The 19,410-nt window shown below is 58.7% G+C and carries 15 protein-coding genes; 10 read left to right on the forward strand and 5 right to left on the reverse strand.

The annotated features are described in order from the left end of the window. Positions 1 to 1,841 (forward strand): acyltransferase family protein (locus AC6CID_RS12200; protein ID WP_498354005.1); only part of this gene is annotated, 1,841 nt, incomplete at its 5' end. A gap of 307 nt (positions 1,842 to 2,148) precedes the next feature. Further along, entirely contained in the window at positions 2,149 to 2,301 is a 153-nt protein-coding gene (locus AC6CID_RS12205; protein ID WP_455901182.1) for a hypothetical protein, read from the forward strand. Positions 2,302 to 2,502: 201 nt separating this feature from the next. On the opposite strand, the gene AC6CID_RS12210 is transcribed toward AC6CID_RS12205, so the two are convergent. From AC6CID_RS12210 to AC6CID_RS12225, 4 genes are all read right to left on the reverse strand, one after another. Further along, positions 2,503 to 2,880, reverse strand: a complete 378-nt coding sequence (locus tag AC6CID_RS12210) for a hypothetical protein (protein ID WP_498354006.1) — start codon at positions 2,878 to 2,880, stop codon at positions 2,503 to 2,505. Between the two features lie 270 nt (positions 2,881 to 3,150). Next, a complete protein-coding gene (locus AC6CID_RS12215; RefSeq protein WP_498354007.1) occupies positions 3,151 to 3,957 on the reverse strand; it encodes an aspartate dehydrogenase domain-containing protein in 807 nt (268 codons plus the stop codon). Between the two features lie 180 nt (positions 3,958 to 4,137). After that, positions 4,138 to 4,944 carry a helix-turn-helix domain-containing protein gene (locus AC6CID_RS12220; RefSeq protein ID WP_498354048.1) on the reverse strand — a complete coding sequence of 269 codons (807 nt, stop codon included), beginning with the start codon at positions 4,942 to 4,944 and terminating at the stop codon, positions 4,138 to 4,140. 431 nt (positions 4,945 to 5,375) lie between these two features. Next, positions 5,376 to 6,299 carry a UTP--glucose-1-phosphate uridylyltransferase gene (locus AC6CID_RS12225; protein WP_498354049.1) on the reverse strand — a complete coding sequence of 308 codons (924 nt, stop codon included), beginning with the start codon at positions 6,297 to 6,299 and terminating at the stop codon, positions 5,376 to 5,378. A 502-nt stretch (positions 6,300 to 6,801) separates the two neighbouring features. On the opposite strand from AC6CID_RS12225, the gene AC6CID_RS12230 reads away from it, so the two are divergent. The 8 genes from AC6CID_RS12230 (at position 6,802) to AC6CID_RS12265 (ending at position 16,948) form a co-directional block, all read left to right on the forward strand. Next, positions 6,802 to 8,349, forward strand: a complete 1,548-nt coding sequence (locus AC6CID_RS12230) for a sugar transferase (protein WP_498354008.1) — start codon at positions 6,802 to 6,804, stop codon at positions 8,347 to 8,349. A 343-nt stretch (positions 8,350 to 8,692) separates the two neighbouring features. Then, a complete protein-coding gene (locus AC6CID_RS12235; protein ID WP_081494089.1) occupies positions 8,693 to 10,021 on the forward strand; it encodes a UDP-glucose dehydrogenase family protein in 1,329 nt (442 codons plus the stop codon). A 79-nt stretch (positions 10,022 to 10,100) separates the two neighbouring features. Next, a complete protein-coding gene (locus tag AC6CID_RS12240) occupies positions 10,101 to 11,051 on the forward strand; it encodes a glycosyltransferase (protein WP_498354009.1) in 951 nt (316 codons plus the stop codon). 2 nt (positions 11,052 to 11,053) lie between these two features. Next, entirely contained in the window at positions 11,054 to 11,983 is a 930-nt protein-coding gene (locus tag AC6CID_RS12245) for a glycosyltransferase family protein (RefSeq protein ID WP_498354010.1), read from the forward strand. Between the two features lie 160 nt (positions 11,984 to 12,143). After that, complete coding sequence (locus AC6CID_RS12250; RefSeq protein ID WP_498354011.1) at positions 12,144 to 13,070, forward strand: nitroreductase family protein; 927 nt, start codon at positions 12,144 to 12,146, stop codon at positions 13,068 to 13,070. Between the two features lie 539 nt (positions 13,071 to 13,609). Then, positions 13,610 to 14,449: an O-antigen ligase family protein gene (locus tag AC6CID_RS12255; RefSeq protein ID WP_498354012.1), complete on the forward strand. Its 840-nt coding sequence runs from the start codon at positions 13,610 to 13,612 to the stop codon at positions 14,447 to 14,449. A 1-nt stretch (position 14,450) separates the two neighbouring features. Continuing rightward, entirely contained in the window at positions 14,451 to 15,704 is a 1,254-nt protein-coding gene (locus tag AC6CID_RS12260) for an MATE family efflux transporter (protein ID WP_498354013.1), read from the forward strand. Further along, on the forward strand, positions 15,701 to 16,948 hold the full coding sequence (locus tag AC6CID_RS12265; protein ID WP_498354014.1) for a polysaccharide pyruvyl transferase family protein: 1,248 nt from the start codon (positions 15,701 to 15,703) through the stop codon (positions 16,946 to 16,948). The genes AC6CID_RS12260 and AC6CID_RS12265 overlap by 4 nt, the downstream gene beginning before the upstream one ends. Positions 16,949 to 17,359: 411 nt before the next feature. Here the strand turns inward: AC6CID_RS12265 and AC6CID_RS12270 are convergent, their stop codons facing one another. Next, a complete protein-coding gene (locus tag AC6CID_RS12270) occupies positions 17,360 to 19,198 on the reverse strand; it encodes a DUF4012 domain-containing protein (protein WP_498354015.1) in 1,839 nt (612 codons plus the stop codon). Between the last annotated feature and the right edge of the window lie 212 nt (positions 19,199 to 19,410).

Below are 19,410 nucleotides of genomic sequence, written 5' to 3' on the forward strand. Positions count from 1 at the left end.
GAATCATCCCGGCCGCATTGCTCGTCCTGACCGTTACTGTCCTCGCGGCGTACATCACATTTCCTGCCACCCGAGCGAAGGAAACCTTGGTTGACGCTCTCTGGGCCGCGGCATTCGCCGCGAACTGGCGGTTCGAACAAGTCGGTACCGACTACTTCCAAGAAGGCCTTCCACCTTCGCCCATCCAGCACTACTGGTCTCTGTCGGTAGAAGAGCAGTTCTACTTCGTGTGGCCCGTGGTTCTTCTCGGCCTGTTTTGGATCACCCGCAGGTCGCATCGACGCAAGCGCAGCTCCATACGGCAAGGTGCGCTGGGCGCAGCAATGTTCACCATGGTTGCGACATCATTCATATGGGCCATGCTGCAAAGCTCCAATGAGCCCACGTCGGCGTACTTCTCAACCTTCACCCGAGTGTGGGAACTCGGAGTCGGCGCGCTTCTCGCCATCGCTGGTCCGGTACTGATGAAGCTCCCGGACCCGATACGTCCGGTGCTTGCGTACATCGGGCTGGCCGGTGTTATCGCGTCACTGTTCGTCATCACGTCCGAGACTCAGTTCCCGGCGCCGGGTGCAGCGCTTCCCGTCTTGTCCACTGCACTTGTCGTTGCCGCGTTCCACGGCTCACAGGTCCGGGGCGTTCCGATGCTCACTAACCGTGTGGCGCTGTACTTCGGTCGCACCTCCTACTCGCTGTACTTGTGGCACTGGCCGGTCATCGTGGTGCTTGCTGCGGTCATGCCGGAAGACACTGTCTACTTCGTGGTTGCTGCGATCGCCGCCCTCGTCCTCGCTCACGTGTCGTTCACGTACTTCGAGGACCCGATTCGTCGTTCCAAGTGGCTTGAGAGGCCTACGTCGGTCCGGGTGAGAACGTCGGAAGTGGAGCTTACCCCGTCTTTCTGGCGGACTACTGGATTCATCACGGCGGCTGTTGTGGTCGCCAGCGCGATGCTGATTCAGCTCTCGGATCGAACCAATCGCGCAGGTGAACAGTATGAGTCGCTCTACGTCGCCGGTGTGGAGGAGTCGATCGAGAATGCCGACCCGTGTTTCGGTGCGGCAGCAATGGTCAACAAAGCGCAGTGTGATCCGTCGGTGAACCTGGATTCGTTGACCCCTCGCCTGGATACCTTCGCGAAGGACACACAGGGCGCATATTCCTGCTGGCGCCAGAAGGACGGCCCCATGCCGACCTGCCGTATCGGCTCCACCAAGGACGACGCGCTGCGTGTAGCGCTCATCGGAGACTCCCATGCCGCAATGCTGCTGCCGGCACTCAGCCAGTTCGTAGTCACAGAAAATTGGAGCCTTCGGGCGTTCGTGGGCTACGACTGTCAGTGGGAGATCAGACCCACGGACAACTGCGGCTCCGTCATGGCCAGCATTCAAGAAGAACTGCTCGCGGGCGATCCTTACGACCTAATCCTCACGACCGCCTCTCGAAAGTATGGAGATGTCGAGGCCTTCCACGCGGCCTGGACCCCGGTGATCGAGCGCGGCAGCAAAGTCGTTGCGATCGCTGACAACCCGTCAATCTCCGAAGACGTCATTTCCTGCATGACGCGGTTCGGAGCGGATAGCGACGACATCGCTCAATGCGGCACACCAATATCCAGCGCTACCGAAAAAGCAGACAACCTGGTCACTGCCGCGAACGCTATCGCTGACGCTGCAGTGGTCGATATGACCGATCTGTACTGCAGCCACGGTTGGTGTCCGGCTGTCATCGGCAACGTCGTGGTCGCACGTGACACTGGCGGTCACATCACCGCTACGTATTCCAGGTCTCTAGCGCCTTACCTGCTAGAACGAATCCGACCTCACTTGCCTGCTGCTTGACAGCTCCGAATTAGCGCTGGTGGGGAGGGAATGGGGTCCCCTCCCCACCAGTGCATCCCCAAGGGTTGGTTCCTGTGGGCCGTGATGCAGCTCGGCTCCCTGGGGTTGTGCCGAAAGGTTCCCCGCTCGCATGGTTGAGGTCGTCGGCTAGGATCGTCCGCCAGCAGACGGACCGGGCCGGCTGGCTTCTTCGAGTGAATGATGCGAGCTCCGTGTAATCCGAACAGTGTCATGCGAACGGGTGAATCTGCAGGTGACTTCCTTACCCGGCAGTAACAAATCGGCGACTCGATACGTTGTTCGGTATGTGAACTGGGTTTTCTGGCTGATCGTCGGGTGGCTCGCCGTATCGGTGACCGTCGCGATCGTCTTCGGCCGTGTCATCCGCGCCCGCGACAAACGCGAGGCCCCGCCATCGCTCCACCGGGACGACGACGAGCAGTGGCGGGACGCCGGCTGAGCCTGCCGCGCCGAGGGCGGACAGCAGCAACTTTGACGGTGCCTGGATCGCCTGTGGTACGAGGCGTCGATGGAATCGAGCTACGTGAAGGCTCGACGGCCCACCTCAATGGTGGACGCCGTATCCCAGGGTTGAGGCTGAACAAACGAGTCGTGCGCGTCGGTGGGTATCCACCGACGCGCACGACGTCGTTCTGGAGGGTCAGACCGCGCTGCGTACAGCCCCTCCGTAAGTGTGTCCCCTGGCTGCCGAGATCGGCACGACCGAAGCAACGTCGGCGGAGGCTTCGGCCAGCGCTGCAAGGATCTGCTCGGGGCCGGCGCATGTGCTTGCGCACGTGACCCCTCGAGCCCGGAGCTTCTGAAGGGTGAGTGCTTCGGCGGTAGTGCAGTAGCCGTCGAGGATGTCCTCGGTGAGGATCGCGTAATCCACTTCGCCTTCGAAGGCAGTGATGGTCTCGATGCCTGCGAGATCGAGGCTCTCCTGCAGTTCTCTCCACCGGTCGAGTGCGACGGCATCGGAGGGAGTGCCGAGGAAAAGTACCCGCGCCGGTCGGTCGGAAGGCGATGATGTCGTCACAGGCTGCTCCAGGGTGCGAGTAGGTCAGGTGAAACCGAATAGCCACTCCCGGTAGGGAGTTACACCTTCACCTGCGAAATGTGTTGTTTCACACTGTGTACAGCACTGGTTCATCTGCCGCTACCTGGAGAACCATCAGGAAACACGAATGTGACAGAAGCCGTTACGGTTCGGACCACCCGGTGAGGACTTTGGTCCCGAAATTCTTCGTCAAACACGCGAAAGCGACAATGTCCTTCAGGTGAAGGCATCGGGCCACTTCGGAGCGCGCTACTTTCTCCGAGGAGTCCCCAGCACGACCGCACCTGACCCGATTCCCCGCGGCAGGGCCGCAAGAACCTCGACCACCGACCAGGCAGTGATCGCGGAGGTGCGCCCGTCCGACGCCGGGTCGATCGAGTTCTCGAACATCAACTCGTATCGGCCGAGCGGTGACTCCCACTTCACTATGTGACGTGTGCTGGTGGCATCCGGGTCGGCAAAGACCACCACCTCGACCCGATCGAGCCCGAGCGTCGCGAACGCGAGAGCCACCGACGAGTTCGAAGTTCGAGGGAAGGTCAGTGCTGCTTCTCTGGCGGATCCTCGGAACACCTCACGTTTCGCGTCCAGACCTTCTTCGATGCCGAGAGCACTGGGTCGTTTGATCGTGGTGTGAGTCAGGCGGGCGTCGCGTGTGCCTGCTCGTGCCGCCGAGGCCAGAATGTCGAAGCCACCGATCGCGCCCGTCGGGAGCAGCACACGTCCTGGTCCTGCCGCGAACGATCCCGCATCGAAGCCGCGCTCGGCGAAGACACCGCATGAGCAGACGACGATGTCCTTACCGCGTTGCACCGCGTCGGGCAGCAGGGTGCGGGCTGCGTCGACGGTGGCTGCTTCCACCACGACGTCGGCGGTGTCGAACGCAGCGTCGGTCTCCTCTGTACTGCTTCGTGAGGTGAGCACGGCCGCGAGGCTCACACCCGGCACCGTGTCGTCGCGCAGAGCGTCGATCACGGTCTGTCCGATCGTGCCGGCTCCGACGACGCACACTGCGATCGGTCGACGCTCGATTCCTTCGGGTGCCAGTTGCCTCACATCCTCTGCGGTATACCGCCGCTCGTACTCGTGACTACGGGCTCATGGTACCGAGGGAAAAGGTCCACGATGTCCGACTCACGACGTCACCGTGTCTCGCGCGACGCCGTCCGATGATCGGAATATGTTGCTATCACGTCGAATAGGGAGGCAGCGCGTTGTCGACGGCGGCGAGTGCGTTCACGCAGCCAACGGCATCGCTTCTTGGAACGGAGCGGTAATCCTGTGCGACGTCACCTGACGGCACGGGCACCGTACCGCGCGCCCGAGCTCGTCGTCGGGTAGCCAGCCGTACTCATCGCACCCACCGCACCGCGGTGGGAGTTTCGGTCGGGGTGGTTGCAGTGACTGCCAGACCGGGATCCACGCCGCCGCGGAACGAGCCGGATCCCATGGTCGATGACGTTCGAGCGCGGCACGGACAAGAGCCTCCACTCCATGGGTGTCGATGGATTGTTCGACGAGTGCGCGTTTCGCGGCCGACAAAGAACCGAACCGGGCAGTGAGGCCGGCCCGGCGGCACGCCGTGGCCAGTTGATCGAGGGAAGAGGGCTGTTGCGCTTCGGGTTCGACAGCGCCGGTGCGCTTCGACGCGTGGGGGAGTGCAGCAGGTTCATCTTTTGGTTCAAGGACGGTTCGGGTGACCGGGGTGTCACCCCGCTCGGTCGTTCCTGTCACCCCGTGACGCTTCGTCTTGTCACCTCGTTCGGAGCTGCGGGGTGACGACGTGTCACCCCGCTTCATCGACAGGTTGTAGAGGACGGGTCGGCGGTCTTCGCGAGGGATCGTCGCCGCGATCCGCTCTTGATCACCCCGGGAAATGAGGCCGAGGGTTGCGAGCGCCTTCAAGCAACGCTGTACTTGGCGTTCGCTGATGCGGGCGTACCCGGCGAGTGTCCGCACGGATGGATATGCGTCCGCGCCGTGACGGGACGCGTGATTGGCCAAGCCGAGCAGGACCACCGTCAGCGCTGGTGCCGAGGGCATCCCGGGCGGAGTCGGGGACGGAATTTCGGCGCGTTCGAGCGCCCAGATGATCGCTTCGATGCTCACGATGTCACCTGCGCATAGGTATGCTGACGCATGTTCGACTCCTGTTTAGTCGGACATCCGGCCCGTCGCGATGCCAGTCGCGGCGGGCCATCTGTTTTCAGTTTTCGCACACGCATTCGAGCGCGTGGTTGATCATCTTGGCACCCACGCGGAGGAGCGTCAACGCCTGTAGGGGTCTCCCAAGTAGCGCGAGCCCCGCTGGCAGGGGGAGGAGCCAGCGGGGCTCAGGTGCTGCCAATTCCCGGGGAGGGGAAGGGGCATGTTGCAGGGAGGCAACACACTTGAGAATTTAACCAGAATCGGTGCCATACGGCACATCGAAGCAAGGACCTAAGTCCCATCAATGTGATTCGATCGCACTTCGCTCAGTCGGCGTTAGAGGCGCCAAGATCAAGCCGCTCGTGGAGCCACTTGCGGAGTCCGTCGCCGTATTCGTCACTGTCGAGTGCCGCGTCGACGGCTGCACGGAGATATCCACCAGGGTTGCCAAGGTCATGGCGGGTCCCGCGGTGCACGACGACGTGGACCGGGTGACCTTCTTCGATCAACAGCGCAATCGCGTCCGTCAATTGAAGTTCTCCGCCGGCACCCGGCTTGATCCGGCGAAGGGCGTCGAAGATCTCACGATCGAGGAGGTAACGACCGGCGGCAGCAAGCGTGGAAGGAGCGTCGGCAAGAGCGGGCTTCTCCACCATGCCGCGAACTCGCAGAACATCCGGATTCGCGACGTCGGGTACTTCCTCGACCTCGAATACGCCGTACGAGCTCACCTGACTCTTCGGAACGTCGATGGCGCACAGTACGCTTCCTCCCCGCTTGGCGCGGACACGAGCCATCGTTTCCAGGATGCCGCTCGGTTGCACGAGGTCGTCCGGGAGAAGAACGGCGATCGCATCTTCGTCAGGCTCCAGAGCGGCTTCGGCGCAGCCGACAGCGTGACCTAGACCGAGCGGCTTCTCCTGAACAACCGATGCGACCGTGAGCAGATTCGGTGCGCGGCGTACCTTCTCGAGCAGCTCGAGCTTGCCCTTGGCCTCGAGGTGCTTCTCGAGGTCGAAGTCGTCGACGAAATGCGCGACAACTCCATCCTTTCCGGGAGCCGTCACGATGAGAAGTCGTTGAGCTCCCGACTGGGCGGCTTCCGTCGCGACGAGTTCGATGCCCGGGGTGTCGACCACCGGCAACAGCTCCTTCGGCACAGTCTTTGTGGCCGGCAGGAATCTGGTGCCCATCCCTGCCGCCGGTACCACTGCTGTGCGGAAAGCTATGCGCATTCCTACTTCTTGCATGGTTCTACCCTCGCCTCCCCTGTCGAGCGCATGACCGCGCCGGAATACCCGCGAATGCACGGTCAAAACGTTGAACAATGGTGATATAGATCTCACCTTCAAGTTTCCGACCGTCAATCCCGCATCACCTGAGGGGTCGGTAAGCGCAGTCTAGGGGCCGCCCTGCGGGTTCGCGAATCGAAGAATGCACTGAAAGTGCAAGATAGCAGGGAAGATTGCCTTTGACGGGGCTTGTAAACGCGGATCGCGTCGCCAACCGTAACTGCGCGGCACATACAAAAAGAAGGTTCGATCTGGACGACCGTTCAAGCTGCCAGATCTCGTAAGTAACGTTACAGTCTCAACGAGCGTTTTCGCATAGGAGCGACACGCGTACAACTGGAAGAACTGCGCCCGGCTGGGCACGCAACGGGCAGGTCACGCGACCGGGGAGGGTACGCGGATCGGGTCCGGCGTTGCTTGTTCGTGCGAGCAGTAGGTGTCTCGGGGAGGAGACAACGATGTGGGTGGTTGGGCTATGACCGCCGTCGGGGAGGCGAGTCACGGCGTACCCGATGCCCTCGTGGGGGACTACGCCAATTCCATTCGTGGACAGCGTCAACCGTCGGGTTCGGCGAACCGTAGAAACTGGCAGCAGTCCTACATCAGCCGATTGATCTGGTCCGACGTGATTGTGGTTGTGCTGGCCGTCGTTGTGGCACACACCGTCCGGTTCGGGCAGGGCGACCTATTTACAACGGAGCCGGTCTCCGAACTCAGTTACGCGTTGATCTCGGTGGGGCTTGCCGGTCTCTGGCTGATCACTCTCGCCTTGTTCCGCACGCGCTCACGGCGTGTTATCGGCGCAGGTCATAGCGAATATCAACGTGTCGTATCGAGTACCGCTCGACTATTCGGGTTCATCGCGATCATCGCACTCGTATTCCGCCTGGAACTGGCACGTGGATATTTGGCCACTGCCCTGCCGGTGGGTCTTGTCGGTTTGTTGCTTACGCGGTGGTTGTGGCGGAAGGTGATCGCGCGCAAGCGGGCTCGGGGTGAGTTCCAGACGTCGGTGCTGGTGGTCGGTGGTGCGCGGGCGGTGCGGCATATGACGCGCACCTTCTCCCGTAAGGACGGGGAGGGTTACCGCGTGGTCGGGGTGTGTGTGCCGCGTTATTCGGGGGCGCCGGGTGAGGTGATCGATGTCGACGGCCGGGAGATCACCATCTACGGCGACGAGCATTCGGTGGTCGACGCATTGAAGTTGTCGCGTGCCGACACGGTGGTGGTCACCGCGACGGAGACTCTGGGCAGCGAGGGTCTGCACGATCTGGTCTGGCAGCTCGAACCGCTCGAGACGGATCTGGTGGTCGCGACGGGGGTGGTCGATGTGGCGGGTCCGCGGATCGAGATGCGTCCGGTGGCCGGACTGCCGCTGATCCATGTGGAGAAGCCGAGTTATCACGGGGCGAAGCGGTCGGGGAAGCGGATTTTCGATCTCGCCTTCGCGGGCCTGGCGTTGGTGGTGTTGGCGCCGGTGTTCGCGGTGGTTGCGTTGTTGATCAAGCTCGAGGATCGGGGTCCGGTCTTCTACCGGGCCGAGCGGATCGGTCTCGATGGTGAGCCGTTCGGGATGGTGAAGTTCCGGTCGATGGTCACCGACGCGGACAGGTTGGTCGACACCTTGTTGGCGCAGAACGAGGGTGCGGGTCCGTTGTTCAAGATGAAGGACGATCCGCGGGTTACTCGTGTGGGGAAGGTGATGCGGCGGTTCAGTATCGACGAGTTGCCGCAGTTCCTCAATGTTGTGCGGGGGGAGATGAGTGTGGTGGGTCCGCGTCCGCCGTTGCGGCGTGAGGTGGAGGCCTACGACGGTCGGGTCCAGCGCCGGTTGTTGGTGCGTCCGGGTGTGACGGGTCTGTGGCAGGTCAGTGGCCGCTCGGATCTGTCGTGGGACGAGTCGGTGCGGTTGGATCTGTCGTATGTGGAGAACTGGTCGATGGTCTCGGATGTGTTGATCATCGGTAAGACCGTCAAGGCGGTGCTCGCCAGCGACGGCGCCTACTGAATGACCGAGATACTGATGATCTGTTCTTTCGACGATGTTCGTTGTTGCGACTTGCCTTATTTTTTATCGCATCACTCATCGAGTACCCAAACTATATGAGCCTCCGGATTTGGTCAAAGGGTCGGTGTCGTCGTGAACGGTCAGAACCTTAATAATCTCCAGCTTCAGTCGGTGGTGCGCGTTCGCGTCCCAGTTGGTTTTGGTTCCTCATCCGGGACATTTCGCGTCGTGGCGCCGATTCCTCGGCACAAAGTGAATCCGTGCGACGATTGCATGGTCGTCGAAAAGCCTCTGCCGTCGGAACCAATCCGCCAACCTAGTAGCTAGATATGGGAGTAATGACATGAGTCGTAGAATCGCAGTATTCGGTACTGGCTACCTTGGAGCCACACACGCGGCCTGCATGGCCGAACTGGGTCACGAAGTTGTAGGAGTGGACATTGACCCGGCGAAGCTCGCGAAGCTGGAAGCCGGCGAAGTTCCTTTTTATGAACCGGGCCTTGAAGAGGTCTTGCAACGAAATATTCAGAGCGGAAGACTGCGCTTCACTTCATCGTACGAGGAAGCCGCAGCGTTCGCAGATGTGCACTTCATCGGTGTCGGCACGCCTCAACGCAAGGGGGAGTTCGCCGCTGACCTGACGTATGTTAATGCAGTAATTGATCGGCTGGCACCTTTACTGACCGGTCCGTCCGTCATTTTCGGAAAGTCGACGGTTCCGGTAGGGACGGCCGAAGGCCTCGCGGAACGTGTACGGACACTTTCGCCCGCTAGTGAAGAAGTCGAGCTGGCCTGGAACCCAGAGTTTCTCCGCGAAGGATTCGCTGTGCAAGACACTCTGCATCCAGATCGTATGGTTCTAGGGGTCTCACGGAACAGCCGTGGACTGGCGGAACGGGTCGCTAGAGAAGTCTACGCACAACTTATCGAAGAGGACATTCCGTTCCTCGTCACTGATCTAGCGACAGCGGAACTTGTCAAGACGGCAGCGAACGCATTCTTGGCGACAAAAATTTCGTTCATCAACGCGATGTCCGAAGTGTGCGAGGCCGCAGGAGCCGACGTAGCATTCCTCGCAGACGCGATTGGCCACGACGTCCGCATCGGGCGACGCTTCCTTAACGCGGGTATCGGTTTTGGCGGAGGGTGTTTGCCTAAGGACATTCGTGCTTTCATGGCCCGCGCAGGGGAGATCGGTGCGGATGAAGCGCTGACATTCCTGCGCGAAGTTGACAATATTAATATGAGGCGTCGAGCACGTATGGTCGAGCTCGCCCGTGAAGCAGTCGATGGTTCGTTGATCGGGTCCCGAGTTGCGGTGCTAGGTGCTGCTTTCAAACCTGACTCCGATGACGTGCGAGATTCGCCCGCCCTGAACATTGCAGGCCAGATCCAGCTGCAAGGCGCATCAGTGACGGTCTTCGATCCAAAAGCGATGGAGAATTCGAGGACAATATTCCCCACGCTTAGCTACGCAACTGACATCAAAGAAGCATGCAGTGGCGCCGACGTGGTCCTTGTGCTGACGGAATGGCAAGAGTTCCGTGAGCTTGCGCCGACGAGCATCGAAGATCTCGTTCGCCGGAAGAAGCTGATCGACGGACGAAATTGCCTTGATGCCAGCAAATGGAGGGCTGCCGGATGGGAGTACCGCGCACTGGGCAGGCCTTGACAGGAGTGTGAATCCCGGCAGGGATCGACGACTTTATCGGCTATAAGCAACATTCTCCGAATAAGGGGCGGAACGAACCATGGAAATCGCAGAAAGTAGCAGGCGCTTGATCTTGGCAGCCTCTACTGGAGGACACCTTGAACAGTTGGTTCGACTAGCGCCGACTCTCGGCGCGACCGACGACTCACTCTGGATTACATTCGATTCACCGCAGAGCAGGTCGTTGCTTGCTGGAAAGAACGCGCTCCATGTTCCGTACATCGCGCCGCGGGACTACGTGGGCACATTCAGTGCATTCCGTACCCTGACATCCTACTTGCGGTCTACGAGCATCAAATACGACGAGGCGATCAGCACAGGGGCTGCCCTTGCCCTTGCAGCGCTGCCAGCCGCTCGATTGGCCGGCGTGCCGACACGCTACATCGAGAGTGTCTCGAGGACTGACGGACCGTCGTTGTCCGGGCGTATCCTACATGCGCTCAGATTCACAAAGTTGGAGGCTCAGCATAAGGAATGGGCTACTGGGCGCTGGAGTCACCGCGACAGTGTGATGAGCGCCTTCACGGCGGTTAGCAGTGATACTTCTGTTGACAAGCCGAGGCTCTTCGTGACGCTAGGGACCATCAAGCCTTTCAGGTTTGACTCTGCGATTGATGCAGTCCTCAAGACAGGCTTGGCTGATGAGAACACTGTCTGGCAGGTTGGCTGTACGACTCGTACCGATCTACCTGGCCAAGTCTTCGAAACCGTCGAGAGCGAGCAGTTCGGGAGCTTTGTTCAGGAAAGCGATGTCGTAATTACACATAGCGGTGTCGGCTCGATCTTGAACATCCTTGGAATGGGTAAGTATCCGGTAGTTCTTCCTAGAAGGAAGAAGCGAAACGAGCATGTCGACGACCATCAGTTGCAGATCGCTCGTCTGGTGGCGGACAACGAGATCGCGATTGCTGTCGATCCACTCGATCTGAAGTCAGAGCATCTTCTCGAGGCAAGCACTCGCCGGATTCTCCTCCCGGAGGCAGCACGATGATAGTGAGTTGGATCGATTTTCACGGCCGAAGCGCTGGTCTGGCAGAGGAACTCGGCGTCGAAGCAGTATTCTTGCCAGACGCGATTGCAAAGAAGCGTCACGTGTTCAAGTACCTGGCTGCAGCACGATTCACTCGAAGTGTCATTCGCGATCGTCGTCCCAATTCGGTTATCGTGATGCTTCCGCCCGCTCCGTTGCTAGTCGTAGCGGCGTTATCAAAGCCGCGAGGCAGCAAGTTGATCGCTGACTTGCATACGGGCTTCTTTTCGGATCCTAAATGGTCGTGGTTCTCCCGTATTGGACTGTGGATGCTGCGGAAAAATTCCGCAATCGTGACCAATGAACCCCTTGCTGTTCAGTGCCGAAGGGCAGGAGCAAAAGCATTTGTCCTGCACGATATATTAGTTGACCGCCGTGTCGGAAGTGTGGAGCGTGGCGCCGGAGCATACATCCTGTGCCCTCTGAGCTACGCAAATGATGAACCTCTAGATGCGCTAATCGAGGCTACCCGCCGTATGCCTGACCTGAATTTCGTTTTCACTGGAAACGCTCCAGCTTGGGTTCGGCAGTCTGCACCCGAAAATGTGAGCTTTCCGGGATTTGTGTCCGCAGAGGAATACAATCGATTGGTGCGCGACTGTCTGGCTGTAGTGGCGGTGACGGATCGTGACCATACGATGCAGCGAGCAGGCTACGAAGCACTGATGGAAGGTAAACCTCAGGTGACGGCGCATTTTCCGGTTCTCCGAGATTTCTTGGAGTGCGCAGCTGCATACGTTGACCCAAGTGCGCCGGAATCGATTGTGCGCGCAGTGATGGAAATATCAGACGATCCTCAGAGATTTATTGACGCAGCCAATGAGGTATTGCCACGTCGGATGTCCGAACAGCAGCATGAAATAAAGATGATCCGTGAATTTTTAGGATCCTGATGCGGGATCGTTTTCGTATGCGATTTATGTTAGCTCTTGGAGGGCGATGATGAGCCTTGTTTTAAAAGTTAGACGGCACGCAAAAAAGGTTAGAATGATACGGCAAGCGAGGTCGATCACACAGCTCGTGGGGTCATATGTATATGACGCCCGGAGGTTTATGCGGTTCTCAGGCATTGTCAATTCAAGCACACTCGAAGTGCTGGAGTCACATATTGTTATGGACTTCCATCGCGTCGAGAAGGGTTTGACACTGCCGGAACCGCGTCCGTGGTTTGGTCGCGAAACGGTTGAAAGGTTGCTCGCCAACTGCGCACGTTATGCTGCGTCCGATGGTCACGATAAGGCAATCCTGGTCGGAGCTCTGGGAGCGCTAAGCGAATACAAGCGCAAATTTCAATCGTCTCCGAACGAGTGGTGGTCGGCTATCGAGCCTGTATTCGAGGAATTGGCGAACTCGACACCGATTCTCGAAAACAGCGCGGGCGGCACCGAACCATTGTCGCCGTCCAGTAAGGAGATCGATGGATGGAATTTCTCGAAGTTCGCACGTTCTCGCAGCAGTGTTCGAAACTTCTCCGAACGTAGCGTCGAGGTCGACATAATCGAGAGCGCGATCGTGGATGCACAAACTACGCCGAGTGTTTGCAATAGGCAGGCCGCTCGGGTACGCATCTTCGCGCGAGGGGAGTTTGCGAATAAGGTTTTGCAGACCCAGAACGGAAACCGCGGATTCGGTCATACAGCGAGTCACGTTCTTGTTGTGACCTCAGATCTATCCGCGTTCTTAACGCCAGGTGAGCGTAACCAGGGGTACATCGATGGTGGAATGTTCGCCATGTCGCTGATTTACGCCTTACACGGTGCGGGTATAGGCAGTTGCCCTTTGAACTGGAGCACGGTAAAAAGTCAAGACTTGAGATTGAGGAACCTGATCGGATTGCCGGATGAAGAGGTGGTGATCATGATGATCGCAATCGGCTATCCGTCGGGCGATGCCGTAGTTACGGCGTCTCCGTTGCGGAACTTTGACCGGGTCCTATTAGGCAATGGTCAGGTCCAGACCACAACGCCAGGCTCAGCATGACGACCGCCGGTAGGGTCCGTCGAGGCCCGGATTTGAAAGCTCATATTGCGGGCGCCGCCTCGCAGATCCGCCACCCCGGGCTGCTTGCGTTCTGCTTAGCGCTGATACCCACGGTGTCAGGTACGAAGCGGGGGCTCCTCGTGCCCGGGCTACGGCTTTCCGAGGTATTGGCGATCGCAGTTCTTGCGCTTCTTCTAATTAACTTGCACCGTCATTTCAGGGTCGGGGGGGCCGTCTTCTGGGGTCTTCTTGCATATTCCGTAGTTACTGCAGTCGTCGTAGCATCCCATTGGTTCAACTCATCCGACCTCGGACCCAAAGACTTCATCACTTACGGGCTTGGTCCGATTGTTCTTCTCCTCACCTTTACAGCGTCATATGCTGCTGGCGCTGCGTGTGTTGGATTCTTGCTCAAGGTATGTCGATACCTCATCGTGTTTGCAGCAATAATGGGCGGTCTCGCTTTTCTTCAAATTGCCGGCGTAGCTGGCTCTCGAACTCTCGCATCGGTTCTAACCGGAAACCAAACTATTGTGAACATGCCGAACTGGAAGGTACCTCGCGGTATCGGCATCTTCCATTCGTGGCATGCGTATGCGGGCTATATGGCGCTTACGCTTATTGTGGCGATTGCACTTCTTGCACATGGCGTGCGTCTCTACGAAAGAGCGTTTGTGCTTCCAGTGTGCATGGCGCTAATAGGAGTCGGCCTAATATCGTCTTTTACTTTCGGTATGGCCCTGTTAGGGCTCGGTGGTGCCGCGTACTTCCTGCTGCGAAAGGGGAAGCGGATTGTAGCACTTCTCGGCGCTATTCTTGTGCTCGTAGTTTCGCAAACGAGCTTTGTCTCGGGTATTTTGTCCGAGCGAGTCAACAGGCAGTCGCAAGTTACAAATGAATATGGGTTTCTTCCTCAAACTGTTGCATTTCGCCTCGCTCTTTGGAAGCGAGACTTCATTCCGTTGGTCGCAGATAACCCGTTGACTGGACATGGGCCTATTCGTGCGTCAGACCGTGTGTTTCAATACGCTGAGTCCATGTACATCCTCGTACTGGTCACTACCGGAATCATCGGTATCGTTTCTTTCTTGGTTTTCGTCTTCCTTTTGATTGGGAGTCTCGTTCGACGGACGCGTAAATTTCATCCTGTCGATCCTGTGACCGCTGCAGTGGTTGAATCGGTTTTGTGTTTCATGAGCGGGCTACTGGTCCTCATGTTTATCCATCCGTACCTGAACGACGCTGGGTCCTCGGAACTACTCGTGATTCTGGTGGGAATTATTCTGGGATCGCGACACCTGGTTGGCGAACACGGTGCATTGGAGCTCCCCGAGGGGCCCGATCTGGGAACCGCTGTTGTCGGCAAAGCCGGAGACTGACTTGGGTGTCATAGAAAAGTCTGTCCATGCAGCAAGACGACTTGGATGGTCGGCCGCGGCGCAGGTGACGTCCAATGCGTCGAATTTCGTCCTGACCGTTCTTGTTGCTCGCGCCTTGGATGTTGCGCAACTCGGTGTCTTTGCACTCTTGATGGCTGTTAACGGAGTTGCGATCGGTGTCGTCCGGGCGTGGACGAGCGAGCCGATGATCTTCAAAGAGGCCGACACACGCCAATTCAATGAGTCGGACAGGCACTCTGCTTCGGTGTTCTCGACGGTTCTTGTGAGTGTGCTAGTCGGGCTCTTTTCTTCCCTTACTGTAGTCCTATTTGTTAATGACATGCGGTTAGCTATTGCTTTCGGCGTCGCTATATTCTTCGCGGTAGTGCAGGATTCGGTTCGTTTTGCTCTAGTGGACTCGGGTAGGGCCGCACAGGCGTTTGGTGTTGAAGCGCTATGGCTCCTTGTTGAGGTGCCGGTGATTCTCGCAATCGCGCCCACTAGTTTGTCGCAGTTTGTATCAGCGTGGGGCTTGGGCGCAGCGGCAAGCGTCCTGTGCGGATTCTTGATTCTCCGTCCCCGTCTCGATGCCCGACTGGCGGCAAGATGGCTCCATTCCGTTAAAGGTGTGGGTCCTGTATATTCCATTGATTACTTTGTCGCGGGCGGCCTAACCCCTGCGGCAACGTTTGTCGTTTCTGCGGTGTCCGGCCTTGACGCATCTGGATGGCTGCGTGCCGCCCAAATGCTGCTAATGCCCTTGTCGATTTTTACGATGGGTATGAATTTTGCCTTGATTCCGGAAGCGACTCGATTGGTGGCGTCTGGTAATGCACGTGCGTCTCGCCGGCTGCCGGCGTTGTACGGCGCTTGTGTCGTATTAGTCGCAGTACTCTGTATCGTTGTTTATCAGATATTGCCGTCCGATATTTCGGTAGCGCTTATGGGGGAGGCGGCAGAGGGAGGTTTGGCGGTTCTTCCGTTCACTGCCATCGCGCTAAGTGTCGCTGCCGTAAGTGTGGGCCCTGGATTAGTACTTCGTGCAATAGGCATGGTGCGGGCATCAATGCTGATTAAGATCTTCGCGGCGCCCGTAACGCTCATCGCGGTGGCGGTGGGCGCTGCGTGGGGTGGGGCGATTGGTTCCCAAATCGGACTAGCTGGTGGAACCGCCACTCGTGCTGTGGGGTCATGGGTTCTGATGTCCTCGTCGTTGAAGAGTAGAAGTGATTCTAGATCCGAGGAGACTGTGTGAAATTTTCATCAATGGTGAAATCGCTTGGGAAGTCCGTCATTGGGACGGGCGCCTTTGGGGTGATAATAATTGCCATCGATACCCTGGTTGCTGCTGTTGAGATTGCTCGTATGCGCCGCTCTCCACGTGAATTCGATGTAACTATAGTTGCTGCGCCTGGCGCTGGGAATATCGGTGATCAAGCGCTCTTGGAAGCGTGCCTCGATCAAGCTGGTGACGGGAAGATTTCGATCCTCGCAGGTGGTGCTGAAGCATTGAAAATTCCTGCTCGATTCCAGGAACGAGTAGATGTAGTTGCGAGTAGAGCTCTGCTGTACTCGATGGGCCCGAAAAGGTTTCAGGGTGTCCGCACGCTTGTCCGTCTTGCGCATCGGAGTAAGCGAGTATGGATTATTGGTGCGGACACCATGGACGGCGCGTATAATCCATTAGCGTCTGTGTCACGGTTTTCGGCTGCCTGGCTAGCTTCGATTGCAGGTGCGGAAACTCGAGTGCTTGGGTTCAGTTGGAACGATCGCGCTACTCGATCAAGTATTGTAGCCGCAAAATTCGCGCAGCGAAGGGCCCTGCTGTCCGTCAGAGATCCGATTTCGCTACGCCGTATTCGCGGGTCTGGGGTTCATCTCGCTACTCTCTGCGCGGATATTGTCTTTTCTCGCGCGGGCCGACATGTTGAGGATCCTCGTCTCGCGAAGTGGTGTGATGCACAGATGGCGCAAGGGCGCCGGATCGCCATTGTTAATGCGAGCGGCCTGATTTCCTCATCGTTCGATCAAGTCATTGAGTACGAGTATGTAGTGGAGAATCTGCTTCAAAAGGGATGGAGTGTGGTTCTCCTACCGCACGTGTCCCGACCAGGAAATGATGATATCGAGCAACTAGGCAAGATTTGTGTTGACCCAGTAGCGAAGGATCAGGTTTTTCGGATGCTGGAGCTGCTGAGCCCGGACGAGGTTATGTCACTCGCGGGACGTGCATCAGTGATTATTACCGGCCGGATGCATCTCGCTGTACTAGGAATTCTCTCTGGTACGTATCCTATTACAATGTCGACGCAAGGTAAGGTCGAAGGCCTTTACGAAGTGCTGAGGGCTCCTCATCTCGTCATAGAGCCCGAAGCAGGCTGTGGCAAGAAGATCTTGGATGCGCTCGGCGAGCTCAGCCGTTCCGATGGGGACGTCAGGAGGATTCATGAACTGGACATCGCGCGTTTGGTGAACCGGGCAGAGTTGGCCTTCCAGTGAGCGGCATCGAGTGATAGACCACTCTTGGTAGGACAGCATATCTGTGGTCTGTCGCATCGCGTTCAATCGCGCTCCGGTGGCTTAGCCTCAGTATTCGGTTCTCTGTTCGGTACCTTCGAGGGATCTGAAAGCGTCGCCGGACATTCGGCGTGCACGGTTCATCTTTGGTGAGAGTGGGTGCCGAGGTCATTTGCAACCTTGGCGCCCAGTCTCATGCGGCCGCGACTTGTTCCGAATTGCGTGCTGTCTCCGATTCGTCAGCTTGGCCATGATCGTCGACCAAGATCGTGCACAGTGACCGCCTTACGGTTGGACTAGTGTGACAAAGCTGTTGGTGATGGGGCTGAGCAGGCTTGAGTGGGGGCAATCGCTTTCAGTTTCCGGGCTGGCGTTGCGGGGGCTTCGTCCTTCTCACTTTTTTGCGCAGTCCGGTACGGTGATGTCTACGCGGGGGCTGTCCACGAGAGGTTGAATCGGGACGCGTGGCTCTCCGATTGCTGTGGGCTCCGTCAACTCGTAAACTATCTCAACGGTTTCGCCTTGCGGTACCGGAGCCTGGATGTTGAACAGAGGGTGGCCACGCTCCATTCCGGTGTAGCCGAATGTGGTGTTGCCGTTGACGGTCACCTTCTTCAACTTGGCGCCCTGGGTCGCAAGGAGCCCGACGTCGGTGAGATTTGTACCTATAGGAGCGCCTACCGGGTTATCGAACATGCCGGCGACGTAGTCGGTGTAATCGCCCGGAGGAAGGCCGTTGGTCAGTCGTACAGTTACCTTCGATTGACGTGTGTCTCCGTCACACGATCCCGCTGTGTACTCGATTTCGCGCTCCAAGTAATAATCCAACTTGTTCCCGCCGAGGTTGTTGATCACCACGTGCGCATATGGAGCGGGGTCATCGGGAACCACGTGGCCGAGCGGTGTCGTGGCCAGAACGTCCTGCTCTTCAGGGACGGAGCTCCATACGGCAAGTCGGCCCTCACTCGCGGCGCGCCCCAGCGCCTCGAGCAATGCCCGAGGCTTGGAAATGCTGCCGGTCAGCTTCTTCACCACGGTCTGCGCAACCGTTTCCAGATATGCCTTACGCGCCGTCTGGTCGTCGCCGAAACGCGAGTAAGCGGTGGACTCGGTCAACTCCACCACGTTCTCCGCGGTGATCTTCTCTCCGCCCGGGAGCGTGACGTCACCGACCACCTCCAGGACATAGCTCAATGCGACGGGGTCAGTCGCGATCGCTCCGTCCACGCGCTGGCCTGTTTCCTGCTGCCACATCGACTGCCAGATCTGGCCTGCGTACGGGAAGTGCGGACTCACATTGCTGTTGCGGAAGTCCTGCGTGGGGCGGCTGTGCCCGTAGGCACGCTGGAAATCGGGGCCGAGGTCGATCGGGTCGTAGTCGAACCGGAATTCCCGGTTGCTCGTTACGTCGTCGACGGAGACCGCTCCGTCATTTGCTCGGATCACAGTGAAGCCGCCGAGCAGTCCACCCGTACCGCGTGCCTCCGCGTTCGTCTGGAAACCGACGAAGTAACTACGCGGACCGTCTGCGCCCAGCATTGCCGGCGCGATCTGCGCCGCGAGCGACGTGTTGTTCAGCAGACCGGACAACTCGGACACCTGCTCCTGCAAGTCGACTCGTGCATCGTTGATCACGCCGAACCACGTGCTGTCCACATTCTGAGCCTGCTCGTCGAGATTGCTGATGGCCGCGGAAGTCGTCTCGAGGACGGGTGCGGCGTCCCGGAGGGCGGCAAGATTGATGCGTGCGCCGTCCAAAATCAACTGATCGGGAGAGACTGCACTGCCTGCGTCGACCGCCGGAAGGAGGACCTGCTCTGTGAGACCGCTCACAATGGTGGTCATCTGGCGAGTGGAATCGAACGGGCTCCCCAACAATGGGACGGCGCCAGCTATGCGCCACGGCACCGAGTCGACCGAACTCTGGGCGTCCTGGGCGTAACGATCGGCGTCGCCGGCGGCAATGCGAGCCTGGTCGGTATCGCCTGCGAGCAGAGCGTCTTTCGCCTGCGTCGCGAAGTTCTGCGCCTTTTCCAGATTCGATTTCGCCTGCAGGCCTTCGTAACCCAGCCAGCCGATGAATCCGACGACAACGAGTGCGCCTACGCCGCAGCCGATCTGCACGCGACGGCGCTTCGTGCGCTGAGCTGCGATCTCCTCATCGGACAGACGTCTCCGCACCTTGCGTCGACGCCGTTCGGGCGAATCTGACTCACCGGTAACATCGTTCACGCCGCTTGTGCCCCCTTCGTGGTTTCCGCTCGAGACGATAACCCGATTCTGATCTGGCCGACCGTTCAAGTGGTGGGTAACCGTGACTGTAAGTAAACTTCTGCACGGTGATCGTGACAGTGGAGTTGGGAGGCTCCGTCCACGATCGCACGATAGGGGAGGATTCTGCACGTCCCCTGTCCTGAATTGTGTCGGGCGAGGGCGAGGGGAGC

It is taken from the genome of Rhodococcus sp. GQ147 (genome assembly GCF_059759155.1).

Excerpts from the sequence above, each read along its gene's own strand:
- AC6CID_RS12225 (WP_498354049.1), bottom strand. The coding sequence starts at position 6,299 with ATGCAAGAAGTAGGAATGCGCATAGCTTTCCGCACAGCAGTGGTACCG.
- AC6CID_RS12250 (WP_498354011.1), top strand. The coding sequence starts at position 12,144 with ATGCGGTTCTCAGGCATTGTCAATTCAAGCACACTCGAAGTGCTGGAG.
- AC6CID_RS12255 (WP_498354012.1), top strand. The coding sequence starts at position 13,610 with ATGCCGAACTGGAAGGTACCTCGCGGTATCGGCATCTTCCATTCGTGG.
- AC6CID_RS12235 (WP_081494089.1), top strand. The coding sequence starts at position 8,693 with ATGAGTCGTAGAATCGCAGTATTCGGTACTGGCTACCTTGGAGCCACA.
- AC6CID_RS12220 (WP_498354048.1), bottom strand. The coding sequence starts at position 4,944 with ATGCCCTCGGCACCAGCGCTGACGGTGGTCCTGCTCGGCTTGGCCAAT.
- AC6CID_RS12240 (WP_498354009.1), top strand. The coding sequence starts at position 10,101 with ATGGAAATCGCAGAAAGTAGCAGGCGCTTGATCTTGGCAGCCTCTACT.